This is a genomic window from Streptomyces sp. NPDC048825 (assembly GCF_043198355.1).
In the GTDB taxonomy this organism is placed as follows: Bacteria; Actinomycetota; Actinomycetes; order Streptomycetales; family Streptomycetaceae; genus Streptomyces; species Streptomyces xiangluensis.
This window is the reverse complement of the sequence record NZ_JBICUR010000022.1, coordinates 21,492-36,129: the sequence shown is the minus strand read 5'-3', so window position 1 is coordinate 36,129 and position 14,638 is coordinate 21,492. Positions and strand designations below refer to the sequence as shown.

At 68.8% G+C, this 14,638-nt stretch carries 10 protein-coding genes; 6 read left to right on the top strand and 4 right to left on the bottom strand.

The window, feature by feature from the left end; all coding sequences use genetic code 11:
* The first annotated feature begins 5 nt into the window (after positions 1–5).
* Both ACGFNK_RS38485 and ACGFNK_RS38480 read left to right on the top strand, forming a co-directional pair.
* On the top strand, positions 6–914 hold the full coding sequence (locus ACGFNK_RS38485; RefSeq protein ID WP_393423660.1) for a sugar ABC transporter permease: 909 nt from the start codon (positions 6–8) through the stop codon (positions 912–914).
* A 241-nt stretch (positions 915–1,155) separates the two neighbouring features.
* Entirely contained in the window at positions 1,156–2,850 is a 1,695-nt protein-coding gene (locus tag ACGFNK_RS38480) for a glycoside hydrolase family 13 protein (protein ID WP_393423658.1), read from the top strand.
* A 114-nt stretch (positions 2,851–2,964) separates the two neighbouring features.
* Here the strand turns inward: ACGFNK_RS38480 and ACGFNK_RS38475 are convergent, their stop codons facing one another.
* Complete coding sequence (locus tag ACGFNK_RS38475) at positions 2,965–3,840, bottom strand: NAD(P)-dependent oxidoreductase (protein WP_393423656.1); 876 nt, start codon at positions 3,838–3,840, stop codon at positions 2,965–2,967.
* A 133-nt stretch (positions 3,841–3,973) separates the two neighbouring features.
* Here ACGFNK_RS38475 and ACGFNK_RS38470 point away from each other — a divergent pair, with 133 nt between their 5' ends.
* Entirely contained in the window at positions 3,974–4,351 is a 378-nt protein-coding gene (locus ACGFNK_RS38470; protein WP_393423654.1) for a winged helix-turn-helix transcriptional regulator, read from the top strand.
* Between the two features lie 74 nt (positions 4,352–4,425).
* The gene (locus ACGFNK_RS38465) at positions 4,426–5,475 is read left to right on the top strand and encodes a hypothetical protein (protein WP_393423652.1); all 1,050 of its coding nucleotides are present in this window, start codon (positions 4,426–4,428) and stop codon (positions 5,473–5,475) included.
* Positions 5,476–5,544: 69 nt separating this feature from the next.
* Here ACGFNK_RS38465 and ACGFNK_RS38460 read toward each other — a convergent pair whose 3' ends face one another.
* Entirely contained in the window at positions 5,545–6,255 is a 711-nt protein-coding gene (locus ACGFNK_RS38460; RefSeq protein WP_393423651.1) for a hypothetical protein, read from the bottom strand.
* Between the two features lie 235 nt (positions 6,256–6,490).
* Here ACGFNK_RS38460 and ACGFNK_RS38455 point away from each other — a divergent pair, with 235 nt between their 5' ends.
* Positions 6,491–7,867: an alpha-amylase family protein gene (locus ACGFNK_RS38455; protein ID WP_393423649.1), complete on the top strand. Its 1,377-nt coding sequence runs from the start codon at positions 6,491–6,493 to the stop codon at positions 7,865–7,867.
* A gap of 96 nt (positions 7,868–7,963) precedes the next feature.
* Here ACGFNK_RS38455 and ACGFNK_RS38450 read toward each other — a convergent pair whose 3' ends face one another.
* Positions 7,964–8,506, bottom strand: a complete 543-nt coding sequence (locus ACGFNK_RS38450; RefSeq protein WP_393423647.1) for a TetR/AcrR family transcriptional regulator — start codon at positions 8,504–8,506, stop codon at positions 7,964–7,966.
* 13 nt (positions 8,507–8,519) lie between these two features.
* The gene (locus tag ACGFNK_RS38445; protein ID WP_393423645.1) at positions 8,520–9,101 is read right to left on the bottom strand and encodes a sugar O-acetyltransferase; all 582 of its coding nucleotides are present in this window, start codon (positions 9,099–9,101) and stop codon (positions 8,520–8,522) included.
* Positions 9,102–9,292: 191 nt separating this feature from the next.
* Here ACGFNK_RS38445 and pulA point away from each other — a divergent pair, with 191 nt between their 5' ends.
* Complete coding sequence (gene pulA / locus ACGFNK_RS38440; protein ID WP_393423643.1) at positions 9,293–14,629, top strand: pullulanase-type alpha-1,6-glucosidase; 5,337 nt, start codon at positions 9,293–9,295, stop codon at positions 14,627–14,629.
* Positions 14,630–14,638: the final 9 nt, after the last annotated feature.

The following is a 14,638-nucleotide window of genomic DNA, read 5'->3' as shown; positions in this document are numbered from 1 at the left end:
TCCCCATGAGCACCACGACCCTTCCGACCACCTCGGCGGCGGATCAGGCCCCGGACGCGGTTCGGCCGCGCAAGGCCCGCCGCCGCGGCGAGCGCGGCCTCGGTGCCTCCCTCGCCTCGCACGGCGTCCTGATCGTCGCGAGCCTGATCGCGCTCTTCCCGATCGCCTGGCTGGTCTTCCTGTCCCTCGGCCCGGACAAGGACGACTACCTCCACCCCGGGCGCATCTTCGGGAAGATGACCTTCGACAACTACGTCTTCGTGCTCCAGGAGACGAAGTTCTTCGACTGGCTGACGAGCACGCTCGTCGTCTCACTCGGTACGACGCTCATCGGCGTGCTGGTCGCGGCGACGACCGGTTACGCGGTCTCGCGGATGCGCTTCCCGGGCTACAAGAAGTTCATGTGGGTGCTGCTGGTGACCCAGATGTTCCCGATCGCCGTACTGATCGTGCCCATGTACCAGATTCTGTCGGAACTCCAGCTCATCGACAGTTACCTTGGCCTGGTCCTCGTCTACTGCTCGACGGCCGTGCCGTACTGCGCCTGGCTGCTCAAGGGCTACTTCGACACGATCCCGTTCGAGATCGACGAGGCCGGGCGCGTCGACGGGCTGACCCCCTTCGGCACGTTCGCGCGGCTGATCCTGCCGCTGGCCAAACCGGGCCTGGCGGTCGCCGCGTTCTACAGCTTCATCACCGCGTTCGGCGAGGTCGCCTTCGCCTCGACGTTCATGCTGTCCGACACGAAGTACACCTTCGCCGTCGGCCTGCAGAGCTTCGTCAGCGAGCATGACGCACAGCGCCACTACATGGCCGCGACGGCCGTGCTGATCGCCGTGCCCGTCTCCGCTTTCTTCTACCTTGTCCAGAAGAACCTGGTAACCGGTCTCACCGCGGGCGGCACAAAGGGCTGACCGTCCCTGCCGTACGGCTCCCGCGCGCACACCGCGCGGGTGGCGGCCGCGGTGCCTGTCCGACCCCGCCGGCACCGCGGCCGTCTCACATCCGTGCCACGGAACACTCCGAGACTTCCGTAAACCGCCGAAAACCTGAAAGCGCCACAATTCCGTAGAACGGTGAATCCGTAGCCCCGTGAATCCGTAGACGCATCGACAGACCTCAGTGAACCGAACCCCGTTACGCATCAAGGACGCCATGAGCCAGCACTCCACTGACCCGGCCCCGGCCCCCGCTTCGACGTCGGCTCTCGCCACTGTCGCCAGACACCGCGACTGGTGGCGGGACGCGGTGATCTATCAGGTCTATCCGCGCAGCTTCGCCGACAGCAACGGCGACGGCATGGGCGACCTGGAGGGCGTACGTTCCCGACTCCCGTATCTGCGAGACCTCGGCGTCGACGCCGTGTGGCTCAGCCCCTTCTACGCCTCGCCGCAGGCCGACGCCGGCTACGACGTCGCGGACTACCGGGCCGTCGACCCCATGTTCGGCAGTCTGCTCGACGCGGACGCGCTGATCCGCGACGCCCATGCGCTGGGCCTGAGGATCATCGTCGACCTGGTGCCCAACCACTCCTCCGACCAGCACGAGTGGTTCAAGCGCGCACTCGCCGAAGGGCCGGGCTCCCCGCTGCGGGACCGCTACCACTTCCGCCCCGGCAAGGGCGCGAGCGGTGAGCTCCCGCCCAACGACTGGGAGTCCATCTTCGGCGGGCCCGCCTGGACACGGGTCACCGAGCCGGACGGCACACCCGGCGAGTGGTATCTGCACCTCTTCGCGCCCGAGCAGCCCGACTTCAACTGGGACCACCCGGCCGTCGGCGACGAGTTCCGCTCGATCCTGCGGTTCTGGCTCGACATGGGCGTCGACGGCTTCCGTATCGACGTCGCCCATGGACTGGTGAAGGCCGAGGGGCTGCCGGACCTGGGCACGCACGAGCAGGTGAAGCTGCTGGGCAACGATGTCATGCCGTTCTTCGACCAGGACGGAGTGCACGCCATCTACCGGCAGTGGCGCACGGTGCTCGACGAGTACGCGGGCGCCCGCATCTTCGTCGCCGAGGCGTGGACCCCGACGATCGAGCGCACCGCCAACTACGTACGCTCCGACGAACTGCACCAGGCGTTCAACTTCCAGTACCTGAGCACCCATTGGGACGCGGCCGAGCTGCGCGCGTGCATCGACCGCACCCTCGACGCGATGCGCCCGGTGGGCGCCCCGGCCACCTGGGTGCTGTCCAACCACGACGTGACCCGGCACGCGACCCGGTTCGCCAACCCGGCCGGGCTCGGCACCCAGATCCGTACCGCCGGCGACCGCGACCTGGGCCTGCGCCGGGCGCGGGCGGCGACCCTGCTGATGCTGGCGCTGCCCGGATCGGCGTACATCTACCAGGGGGAGGAGCTGGGCCTGCCGGACGTCGTCGACCTGGCGGACGAGGTGCGCCAGGACCCCGCGTACTTCCGGGGCGAGGGCCAGGACGGCTTCCGTGACGGCTGCCGGGTGCCGATTCCCTGGACCCGTACGGGATCGTCGTACGGCTTCGGCACCGGCGGCAGCTGGCTGCCGCAGCCGGCCGAGTGGGCCGAGCTGAGCATCGAGGCGCAGACCGGGGTCGAGGGCTCCACACTGGAGCTGTACCGCTCCGCGCTCGCCGTACGGCGCGACCAGCCCGACCTCGGCGCCGGTGACCGCGTCGAGTGGCTGAAGGCCCCCGAGGGCGTCCTGGCCTTCCGCCGCGGGGAGTTCGCCTGCACGGCCAACACCGGGAGCGACGCGGTGACCGTACCGGCGTACGGCCGAGTGCTGCTCACCAGCGGCGAGGTGACCGTCACGGACGAGGGCGAGGCGAAGCTGCCGGCGGACACGACGGTGTGGTGGACGACGGGCTGACGGTCCGCTTCGTTCGTCAAGGGCCGGCTGTTCCGGCAGCCGCCTGTAGTCGGCTTTCAGGGCCCGCCGCCCCGGTTCGGGGCGGCGGCGCCCCGAACCGGTCCGTGGGGGCTGTCAGCCGGGTTGCCGGATGCTCTCGAAGATCCGGGCGAAGCCCTCCTGTCCATGGCCGGCGTCGATCTGGCGTTGGATGAGCCGCTGGACCGTGGCCACCACCTCGGTGCTCAGGCCCTGCTCGGAACTGGCGGCCAGGATGTCACCGAGGTTGGAGAACTCGAGGCTCTGTTGCCCTTCGACGGTGTAGTCCCCGCCGTCGATGACTGCGGCGAATCCCTGGAAGGCGCCGGTCATGGCGGTCAGCCAGGGCGCCGCCATGGCGGCGAACTCGCCCGCCGTCACGCCGGCCGGCGCGACCATGGCGGCGCCGTGCATGAATCCGGCGAACATGACGTACATGCCGGAGAGCAGGGCGAGGTCGTACAGGGATGCCAGCCCGGCATCCTCACCGAAATAGCTGCTGGTTCCCCACAGGTCGAGCAGCGGCTTGTGCTGATGGAACACCTCGGCCGACCCGCTGTAGAGGACCGATGCCCCCGGCCCGCCGATCATCTGCGGTACGGCCATGATGCCGCCGTCCAAGTACGCGACCCCGGCACGGGCGGCCCAGGCGGCCAGCTCCCGGGACTGGGCCGGGGATGTCGTGGTGACGTTGATCAGGGTTCGCCCGGCCAGTTCGTCGGAGAGCGGATCGAGTACTTCATGGACCGAGGCGTGGTCCAGCAGACATACGATCACCAGCCGGCCGGCACGGACGGCGTCGCCGGACGTGGTGGCGGCCTTGGCGCCCAGCGAGACGAGGCCCTCTGCTTTGCCGGGTGAGCGGTTCCAGACCGTTGTCGTGTACCCGGCCTTCACCAGAGCGCCTGCGAGGGCGCTCCCCATCGCCCCCAGTCCGAGAACGCTCACCTGAACGTCGCTGTTCGTTGTCACTTCGCGGTTCCCCTCGTGTTCTGCGGCTCGTCGGCTCCTCGGCTCGATCCTCTCCGCCGCCGCTAGAGTTGACCAGTACGGACTAATTAGTCAGGTACTCACCTTTTGGTAAGTGCCTCCGGGGAGGAGCGGGATGGCATTGTCAGCACGACGAGGTCCTTACTTCTGCGGCATCGACGCGGCCATGGACGTGGTCGCCGGCAAGTGGAAATCACTGATCCTCTGGGAGCTGCACCACCACGGGACCTGCCGGTTCGCCGAACTGCGCCGCGGCCTGCCGGGCGTCAGCGAGAAGATGCTGGTTCAGCATCTGCGGGAGATGGAAGAAGACGGGCTCGTGCATCGTGAGGTGTACCGCGAGGTGCCACCGAAGGTCGAGTACTCCCTGACAGAGCACGGCATCTCCCTCAACGCCGCCCTGGCCCCCCTGGGGAGTTGGGGCACCGAACGCATACGGCGGATCGGGGCCGACAAGGTCTCGGTCGATGACGACGCGACAGTTCGGCGGTAGGAACACGGCCTGATCACCGCGGAACCGCGCACGGGGCTCTGAGCGACTTCACCAGTGCATCGGACGGCCGAGACGTGGGGGACGCACAGGTGAGCGAGGCCGTGTACGCGGAACAGTCCTGGAATCCGCTGGCCAGGACGGTCGAACTGACCGAGGGCGGGCTGAAGGCGGGGAGCAGGACGACCCCGTTGGCCGAGTTGCATGTCGTCGCCATGGCGGACGCGTACTTGCGGGGACAGTGGCTCGGCGGCGGTGGCTCCGAGCGGCCGCTCGCGTATTTCGCCTCCGGCACCGGGATCGTGCCGGTCACGCGTATCACCGGGTCCACGAAGCCGGTCAAGGCGCGCCGGGCCGCCGAATTCGCCCGGGCTCTTGGGGACATGGCGGTACGTCATGCCGGTGGCCCGGCGGCGGTCAGCGCGCTCGCCGACCGGGCGCGTGCGGAAGGCGTGCCCCTGTGGATGGCACGGCGTGTCGCCGACGGCCCGGGCGGGCCGGTCGCAGTGGCGGTGGACCGGCGGTCCGTGCGCGTCGACGTCTGGTCGCCGTCGGCCCCCGTGGTACGGATCCGATCCCCGCACGGAGTGTCGGCCGACCGCAGGAACCCCGGCAGGGGGCTGCTGCTGACGGTGGGCGAGACGCCCGCCACGCTGACCGTCAGCTTCGCCCGGCGGAAGTCGAGGCGCTCCGTGGCCGTCGGGCTCCCGCAGCGCCGCTGGGAGCTGACGCGCGAGAACGCGCGGTCCTCCCGCCTGACCTGCAACGGCAGTCCCGTGGCCCTCCTCACTCGCCCCCGGCCCGGCGCGTTCGTGCCGGGCACGGTGCTCCTTCCTCTCGCGGACGTACGGCACGACAGCCCCGACCCGCTGGATGCCGTCATGGCCCACACCTTCGCGGTCGCCTTCGGCCTCGGCGACGCGACGGGCACGGTCCGCTTCCGCGCCCGCCGGGAACCGTCCACGGACGAGCCCGACTGGGACCAGCCCTGGTTCACCAACCTGGGCGCCGGCAGCGACGACAACGGCTCCGGCGGCGGGTCCGGAGACGGCTGGGATGCGGACGGCGGAGGGGGCGACGGCGGAGGCGGTGGGGGAGACGACGGCGGTGGAGGCGGCGGGGACTGACCACGCGGGCCCACGGCGGCCGGCGCCGCCCTTCGGCCCGCCCGGCCGCCCGGCCGCCCGGCCGCCGGGTCATCCGTGCAGCCAGATCCGCAGCGGACCGACCGGCTCGAAGCCATGGCGCACGGCGACCGCCAGGTCGTCGCCGTGTTCATAGCCGACCACCGGCAGAGTGGGGAACAGCCAGTGCACAGCACCCAGTACGACCGGCCAGGCCCCGTCAGGGCCGCCGTCCAGCGAGAAGACGTTGGAGATGCCGACCACCTGGTCGCTGCGGGTCGCCACCGCTCCGGCGGCCACCTCGCCGTCGGCTGAGCGCCCGGCGAGCACGAACGTCTCGGCGTCAGCGAGCAGTCGGGGCCGGAAAAGGTCCGCGTTGCCGTCCCCGTCGTCCCAGGCGAGCGCCCATGCGCGCAGCGTGTCCGGGTCCCCCGCCACGTCCCAGGCGAGATCCGGCACGATGCCGGGCGCACCCGCCGGGCGGTGGATCCACTGCGCCTCGAACAGCACCTGGAAGCCGGCCTCGGTCAGGTCGAGGTCGGCGAAGCTGTCCTTGACGGAGGCGCCGGGCGCGGTGGTGTCGATCCGGGCCACCAGCGCAGCCGGGTCGGCGCCCGACACCAGCGTCACCGCGTCGGGGTAGTACGGCGGTGTGCGGACCTGGGACGTCCATGCCTCATCCCCGGACTCGCCTGCCAAGCCGTGCGATCGGTTCATGGCTGCGCACCATTCGGCGTTGTTGCGCGCGGCGGCCTGGATCAGGAACTGCTTCGGCGTCGTCACGAGTGCGGATCTTGGCCCGTCGTGCCCCGGTTGGTCGAACCGTTTTTCGTTGCCCGCAGTGGTCAACCACCTTGAGCATGAAGGGATGTCGTGCGGGTGACGAAGCCGTCCCCAGAGGGTTGACCCTTGAACAAGGGGCTCGTACCGTCAGCTCCGCTGAAAGATTTCAGCTGTCTTGCAGCAAGAACCTTCAACGCCACATCCCATGGCGCCTTCAAAGAAGAAGGACCCCCACATGGCCAAAAGAACCCTCTCCGGCGCCCTCACGCTCGTGGCCGCCGCCGCTCTTGTCATGACCCCGACCACGGCCCAGGCCTCCCCGCCCGGCACCAAGGACGTCACCGCCGTCCTCTTCGAGTGGAACTTCGACTCGATCGCCAAGGAGTGCACCAGCACGCTCGGCCCGGCCGGGTACGGCTACGTCCAGGTCTCCCCGCCTGCCGAGCACATTCAGGGGCCGCAGTGGTGGACCTCGTACCAGCCGGTGAGCTACAAGATCGCCGGCCGGCTCGGCGACCGCACCGCCTTCCGGAACATGGTGAACACCTGCCACGCGGCCGGGGTCAAGGTCGTCGTCGACGCGGTCATCAACCACATGTCGGCAGGCAGCGGCACCGGCACCGGCGGCTCGTCGTACACGAAGTACGACTATCCCGGCCTGTACTCGTCGCCCGACTTCGACGACTGCACGAGCCGTATCAGCAACTACCAGGACCGCTGGAACGTCCAGCACTGCGAACTGGTCGGCCTCGCCGACCTGGACACGAACGAGTCGTACGTCCGCGGTGCCATAGCCGGCTACATGAACGACCTGCTCTCACTCGGCGTCGACGGCTTCCGCATCGACGCGGCCAAACACATGGACGCGGCCGACCTGGCGAACATCAAGTCCCGCCTGACGAACCCGTCCGTGTACTGGAAGCAGGAGGTCATCCACGGCAGTGGAGAAGCCGTCCAGCCGACGGAGTACACCGGCAACGGCGACGTGCAGGAGTTCCGGTACGCGTACGACCTCAAGCGGGTCTTCAACAACGAGAACCTCGCCTATCTCAAGAACTACGGCGAGGGCTGGGGCTACCTGAGCAGTGGCGTCTCCGGTGTCTTCGTCGACAACCACGACACCGAGCGCAACGGATCCACGCTCAGCTACAAGGACGACGCCGACTACACCCTGGCGAACGTCTTCATGCTGGCGTATCCCTACGGCGCACCCGACATCAACTCCGGCTACGAGTTCTCGTCCACGGATGCGGGCCCGCCCAACGGCGGTACGGTCAACGCCTGTTGGCAGAACGGCTGGAAGTGCCAGCACGCCTGGCCGGAGATCAAGTCGATGGTCGCCTTCCGTAACGCGACCCGTGGTGAGTCCGTCAGCAACTGGTGGGACAACGGAGCCGACGCGATCGCCTTCGGGCGCGGCAGCAAGGGCTATGTCGCCATCAATCACGAGCCGAGCGCCCTGACCCGCGCTTACCAGACCTCGCTGCCTGCGGGCACGTACTGCGACGTGCAGAGCAACACGACCGTCACGGTGAACGGTTCGGGACAGTTCACGGCCACCCTCGGTTCCAACACGGCTCTGGCGATTCACGCCGGCAAGTCCAGCTGCTGAACACCAAGTTGAGGGACGGCCGACGCCGGCCGTCCCTCCCGGGCCCGTGGGGTGCGGTGTCACGGGCCGCTCCCCACGGGCTGCTCGGGGTGCCGCCTACGGGGCAGTGATGCGGGCGACGGCCCGTCGCGTCAGCGCGCGGTCGTGGGGCGAGCGGGCCAGGGCGCGGTGCAGGGTCAGACCCTCGATCAGCGCGTCCAGCTGGCGGGCTGTGTCCGCGTCGAAATGCTGTTCCAGCAGGTGGCGGCTGCGGTTCATCCACTCCTGGGTCAGCTGACGGTATTCCGGCCGGCGGGCGGCAAGGGTGTAGAGCTCGTGGGCGAGGACGAGATCGCGGCGAGGTCCCTCGGAGAGCGTGTGGATGAGGTCGGTGACGGCTTCCCTGGCCTGCTCAGGGCTGCCTGCCCGGCTGAGGTGTTGCTCGAAGACGGCCACGATGTGGTCGGCGAAGCGTGTGAAGGCCTGGCGCAGCAGGTCGTCGATGCCGGTGAAGTGGTAGGTCATCGACCCGAGGGGCACCTGCGCCCGGGTGGCGATCTTGCGGTGGGAGACGCCGGCGACTCCCGCTTCGGTGATCAGGTCGAGGGTGGCGGCGAGGATCCGTTCGCGCCGCTGTGGATCGGTGTGTCCGGTGGCCATGAGGGATGTGCGGTCAGAAGTTGCGGACAGGGCGGGCGGGGTTGCCGACGGCCACGACGTTGGCCGGTATGTCCCTGGTGACGACTGCGCCGGCGCCGATGACGGCGTTGTCGCCGATGGTCACTCCCGGGCACACGATGACCCCGCCACCGAGCCATACGTTGTCACCGATGGTGATGGGGTGCGCGGCTTCGAGCTTGTCGCGCCGGGGTTCCGGCTCCACCGGGTGGGTGGGAGTCAGGAGTTGGACGTTCGGGCCGATCTGGCAGTCCTCGCCGATGGTGATCCGTGCGACGTCCAGAGCGGTCAGGTTGTAGTTGACGAAGGTGCGGGCCCCGATGGTGATGTTGCTGCCGTAATCGACGTACAGCGGCGGCCGTACGTCGACGCCCTCGCCCACCGACGCGAGCAGGCCGGCCAGGAGGGGCCTGGCGCCGTCGGCGTCCCGGATGTAGGCGTCCTGGTAGTGGGCGGCCAGTTGCATCGCGCGCTGCTGTCGCCGTGCGATCTCCGGGTCGTCAGCGATGTAGAGGTCGCCCGCGAGCATGCGTTCCAGATTCGTGCGCGGGTCGTCAGCGAAGTAGTCCGTCGGCATGCGTACGACCGTACCCTCCGGAACGTACGGACGTACACTCCGCTCTTGAAAGTTCTTGCTTCGAGTTTCACGACTCTTGCTGTAAGTCTTTCGTCAGCGATACGGTCGCGCCGGCGCCCGGCTACGGAGCCGTGCCGCGGCGCAGGGGTCGGAACCCGCAACCAAGCCGTAATCGCAAGGAGTTCACGCCTGTGATACCGAGATGGCCGGCGCCCCGCACGCGCCGTACCCCCCAGGTGAGACGGGTCGCGGCCGTCACCGTGGCCGCGCTCGCCGCAGCGCTCGGTCAGCCCCTCGCCGCCCGGGCCGACACCCCGCCCCCGCCGCCGTCCGACGCGAGGCTCGCCGCCGAGCCCGCCCGGCACGACGCCACCCGCGAGCAGTTCTACTTCGTCCTGCCGGACCGTTTCGCCAATGGCGACACGAGCAACGACAGAGGCGGGCTTACCGGTTCGCGCCTCGCCACCGGCTACGACCCCACCGACAAGGGCTTCTACCAGGGCGGCGACCTCAAGGGCCTGACCCAGAAGCTCGACTACATCAAGGGCCTGGGCACCACCGCCATCTGGCTGGCGCCGATCTTCAAGAACCAGCCGGTGCAGAGGTCCGGGGACGACGTCTCGGCCGGGTATCACGGCTACTGGATCACCGACTTCACCCAGGTCGACCCGCACTTCGGCACGAACAAGGACCTTCAGACCCTGATCGACAAGGCCCACGGCAAGGGCATGAAGGTCTTCTTCGACGTCATCACCAACCACACCGCCGATGTCGTCGACTATGAGGAGAAGTCGTACGACTACCTCTCCAAGGGCGCCTTCCCGTACCTCACCGAGGACGGCGAGCCCTTCGACGACGCCGACTACGCGGACGGGACTGCCCGGTTCCCCTCCGTCGACGCCGGGTCCTTCCCGCGTACGCCCGTGGTGCCCGGCGCGAAGAAAAACGTCAAGGTCCCGTCATGGCTCAACGACCCGACGATGTACCACAACCGTGGTGACTCGGCCTTCGCCGGCGAGAGCTCCGCATACGGCGACTTCTCCGGGCTCGACGATCTGTGGACCGAGCGCCCCGAGGTCGTCAGCGGGATGGAGAAGATCTACCAGCGGTGGGTGCGGGACTTCGACATCGACGGCTTCCGGATCGACACCGTGAAGCACGTCAACACGGAGTTCTGGACCCAGTGGGCCACCGCACTGGACGCGTACGCCGCCAAGCAAGGGCGGGACGACTTCTTCATGTTCGGCGAGGTGTACTCGTCGGACACGTCCATCACCTCGCCGTACGTCACCGAAGGCCGCCTCGACTCCACGCTGGACTTCCCCTTCCAGGACGCGGCACGCGCGTACGCCTCGCAAGGCGGCAGCGCGAAGCGGCTGGCCTCGGTCTTCGGGGATGACTACAAGTACACGACGGACAAGGCCAACGCGTACGAGCAGGTCACGTTCCTCGGTAACCACGACATGGGGCGCATCGGGACCTTCCTGAAGCAGGACAGCCCCGGGGCGTCCGACGCCGAGCTGCTGAAGAAGGACCGGTTCGCCAACGAGCTGATGTTCCTCAGCCGTGGCAACCCCGTCGTCTACTACGGCGACGAGCAGGGCTTCACCGGCGCCGGCGGCGACAAGGACGCCCGTCAGACGCTGTTCGGCTCCAAGGTCGCGGACTACCTGGACGACGACCAGCTGGGCACGGACCGTACGCACGCGCAGGACGCCTACGACACAAGTGCCCCGCTCTACCAGCAGATCACCGCTCTCGCAAAGCTCCGCAAGGCCAACCCGGCACTCGCGGACGGAGTCCAGACGGAGCGGTACGCCGCCGATGGCGCCGGGGTGTACGCCTTCTCCCGTACGGACGCGAAGACCGGCATCGAGTACGTGGTCGCCGTGAACAACGCGCAGGAGGCGAGGACGGCGACCTTCGCGACGGGATCGGCGAGCATGAAGTTCCGTGGCATCTACGGGACTTCGGATGCACTCACCAGCGATGCCGACAAGAAGGTCACGGTCACCGTCCCGGCCGGTTCCTCGGTCGTCCTCAAGGCGGCGGGCCGGCTCGACGCACCCGCCTCCAAGGCGGGCATCACGCTGAAGGCTCCTCCTGCGGGCGCCACCGGCACCGTGGAAGTCTCGGCGGACGTCGACGGCGGGCAGCTCAACCGCGTCGTCTTCGCCGTCCAGACCGGCAACGGCAGCTGGCAGGTGCTCGGCTCCGCCGATCACGCCCCTTACAAGGTCACCCACACGATCAAGGCGAGCGCCGGAACTCCCGTACGTTACAAGGCAGTTGTCGTCGACTCGGCCGGCCGTACCGCGAGCGGTTCCGCCTCGACCACGGCGGGCAAGCCGCCGGCGGCGGAGGACCCGAGCGCCGTCGAGCGCGAGTACGCCGTCGTCCACTACCAGCGGACCGACGGCGACTACGACGGCTGGCAGCTCAAGTCGGGTGACAGCGTGGCGGACTTCACCGGTCGCGACGCCTACGGCGCGTTCGCCTGGCTGAAGGTCCCCGAGGGCGCCGATGCCCTCTCGTACACCGTCGTCAAGGGCGACGGCGCCACGGACGGCCCGCAGCGCACCGTCCCGCTCGCCGACACCGGCGAGGTGTGGATCGAGCAGGGCCGGGATGGGCAGGCGACGGCGGCACCGGACGGCGCTTACCCGCCGCAGGACAAGACCAAGGCCGTACTGCACTACCATCGCGCCGACGGTGACTACGAGGGCTGGGGTCTGCACACCTGGACCGGAGCCGCGAACCCCACGGACTGGTCGAAGCCCCTGGAGCCGGTGAAGACTGACGCGTATGGCGCGGTCTTCGAGGTGCCGCTCGCAGCGGGTGCCGGCAGTCTCAGCTACATCGTCCACAAGGGCGACGAGAAGGACCTGCCCGCCGATCAGTCGTTGGACCTCAAGGCGGGCGGCCACGAGGTGTGGCTGTTGAGCGGCCAGGAGAAATACCTGCTGCCGCAGCCCGTCGCCACCGGGCCCGACTACACCAAGGCCGAGGCGGTCTGGCTCGACGCGGGCACGATCGCCTGGAACGGCGTCAGGTCGGCCGCTTCCACACAGCTGCTGTACTCCCGTGACGGCGACCTCTCCGACGCCCGCATGCTGCGGCTGCGGGGGAGCGAGCTCACCGAGGCGCAGAAGGTGAAGTTCCCGCACCTGGCGAAGTACACCGCCTGGTCGGTCGACCCACGCGACCGCGACCGGGTCCGCGAGGCGCTGCGCGGACGCGTCGTCGCAACCCAACGGGCCGCGGGCGGAGCCGTGGTGGCCGGAACGGGGGTGCAACTCGCGGGCGTACTCGACGATGTGTACGACGCGACGAAGGCGGACCTCGGCCCGGTGTTCCGCAGGGGAAGGCCCACGCTCTCCGTCTGGGCGCCCACGGCGCAGGACGTGTCACTGGAGATCGGTGACAGGACCGTGCCGATGAAGCGGGACGGTGACACCGGCGTCTGGTCGGTGATCGGCCCCAAGTCCTGGAAGAACAAGCCCTATCGGTACGTCGTCAAGGTCTGGGCGCCGACGGTCCAGAAGGTCGTCACCAACAAGGTCACCGACCCCTACTCACTCGCCCTGACCACCGACTCCGAGCGCAGCCTCGTCGTCGACCTCGCCGACAAGTCCCTTGCCCCCAGCGGCTGGCCGGGCCTGAGGAAGCCGAAGGCCGTCCCGCTGAAGGACGCCCAGATCCAGGAGCTGCACATCCGGGACTTCTCCATCGAGGACAAGACGGCGAAGCGCCCCGGCACCTACCTGGCCTTCACCGACAAGGGCAGCGACGGCTCCCGGCACCTCAAGAAGCTTGCGGAGTCCGGGACTTCATACGTCCATCTCCTGCCCGCCTTCGACATCGCCACGATCCCGGAGAGGAAGTCCGACCAGGCGACCCCCGGCTGCGACCTCGCCTCGTACCCGGCCGACTCCGACAAGCAGCAGGAGTGTGTGGCGAAGACCGCCGCGAAGGACGCGTACAACTGGGGCTACGACCCGTACCACTACACGGTGCCGGAGGGCTCGTACGCCACTGACCCCGAGGGTGCGGACCGTACGATTGAGTTCCGGCAGATGGTCAAGTCCCTGAACGAGGACGGGCTCCGGGTCGTCATGGATGTGGTCTACAACCACACCACCTCCAGCGGTCAGGCCGACACCTCCGTGCTCGACAAGATCGTGCCCGGCTACTACCAGCGGCTGCTCGCCGACGGCTCCGTGGCCACCTCCACCTGCTGCGCCAACACCGCACCCGAGAACGCCATGATGGGCAAGCTGGTGGTGGACTCGATCGTCACCTGGGCGAAGGAGTACAAGGTCGACGGCTTCCGCTTCGACCTGATGGGACACCACCCGAAGGCCAACATCCTCGCCGTACGCAAGGCACTCGACGCGCTCACCGTCGAGAAGGACGGCGTCGACGGCAAGGAGATCATCCTCTACGGCGAGGGCTGGAACTTCGGCGAGGTGGCCGACGACGCCCGCTTTGTGCAGGCCACGCAGAAGAACATGGCAGGCACCGGCATCGCGACCTTCTCCGACCGGGCCCGTGACGCGGTGCGCGGCGGCGGCCCGTTCGACGAGGACCCGGGCGTCCAGGGCTTCGCCTCCGGTCTCTACACCGACCCCAACTCCTCGGAGAACAACGGCACTTCGGACGAGCAGAAGGCCCGTCTGCTGCGCTACCAGGACCTGATCAAGGTGGGGCTCTCCGGCAATCTCGCCGACTACAGCTTCACCGACTCCGGCGGCAAGCCGGTCAAGGGCTCCGAGGTCGATTACAACGGGGCGCCCGCCGGTTACGCGGACGCGCCCGGCGACGCCCTCGCCTACGCCGACGCGCACGACAACGAGTCGCTGTTCGACGCCCTCGCCTTCAAGCTGCCGTCCTCGACGAGTGGGGCCGACCGCGCCCGTATGCAGGTCCTCGCCATGGCCACGGCGACTCTCTCGCAGGGCCCGGCGCTCTCCCAGGCCGGTACCGACCTGCTGCGCTCCAAGTCCCTCGACCGCAACTCCTACGACAGCGGTGACTGGTTCAACGCCATCCACTGGAACTGCGCCGACGGCAACGGCTTCGGGCGCGGGCTGCCGATGGCGGCCGACAACGCGTCCAAGTGGCCGTACGCCAAGCCCCTGCTCGGCAGCGTCAAGGTCGGCTGCGAGCAGATCGAGGGCGCCTCGGCGGCGTACGGGGACCTGCTCAGGATCCGTACGACGGAGGGTGCCTTCTCCCTCGACACGGCGGACCAGGTGCAGTCGAAGCTGTCCTTCCCGCTGTCCGGGAAGGAGGAGACGCCCGGCGTGATCACCATGCGGCTCGGCGATCTGGTCGTCGTCTTCAACGCGACGCCCGACCGGCAGACACAGCGGGTCGCGGCGCTCACGGGGAAGGCGTACGCGCTGCATCCGGTGCAGGCCGCGGGCGCGGACCAGGTCGTCAGGGCTTCGTCGTACGAGCCGGAGTCGGGCACCTTCGCTGTTCCAGGACGCAGCGCCGCGGTCTTCTCGCAGGCCACAGGCTAGGCTGACGGC

Bases quoted from the DNA above. Each gene is read 5' to 3' on its own strand.
- ACGFNK_RS38455 (WP_393423649.1), top strand. From the start codon at position 6,491: ATGGCCAAAAGAACCCTCTCCGGCGCCCTCACGCTCGTGGCCGCCGCC.
- ACGFNK_RS38450 (WP_393423647.1), bottom strand. From the start codon at position 8,506: ATGGCCACCGGACACACCGATCCACAGCGGCGCGAACGGATCCTCGCC.
- ACGFNK_RS38445 (WP_393423645.1), bottom strand. From the start codon at position 9,101: ATGCCGACGGACTACTTCGCTGACGACCCGCGCACGAATCTGGAACGC.
- ACGFNK_RS38470 (WP_393423654.1), top strand. From the start codon at position 3,974: ATGGCATTGTCAGCACGACGAGGTCCTTACTTCTGCGGCATCGACGCG.
- ACGFNK_RS38480 (WP_393423658.1), top strand. From the start codon at position 1,156: ATGAGCCAGCACTCCACTGACCCGGCCCCGGCCCCCGCTTCGACGTCG.
- ACGFNK_RS38485 (WP_393423660.1), top strand. From the start codon at position 6: ATGAGCACCACGACCCTTCCGACCACCTCGGCGGCGGATCAGGCCCCG.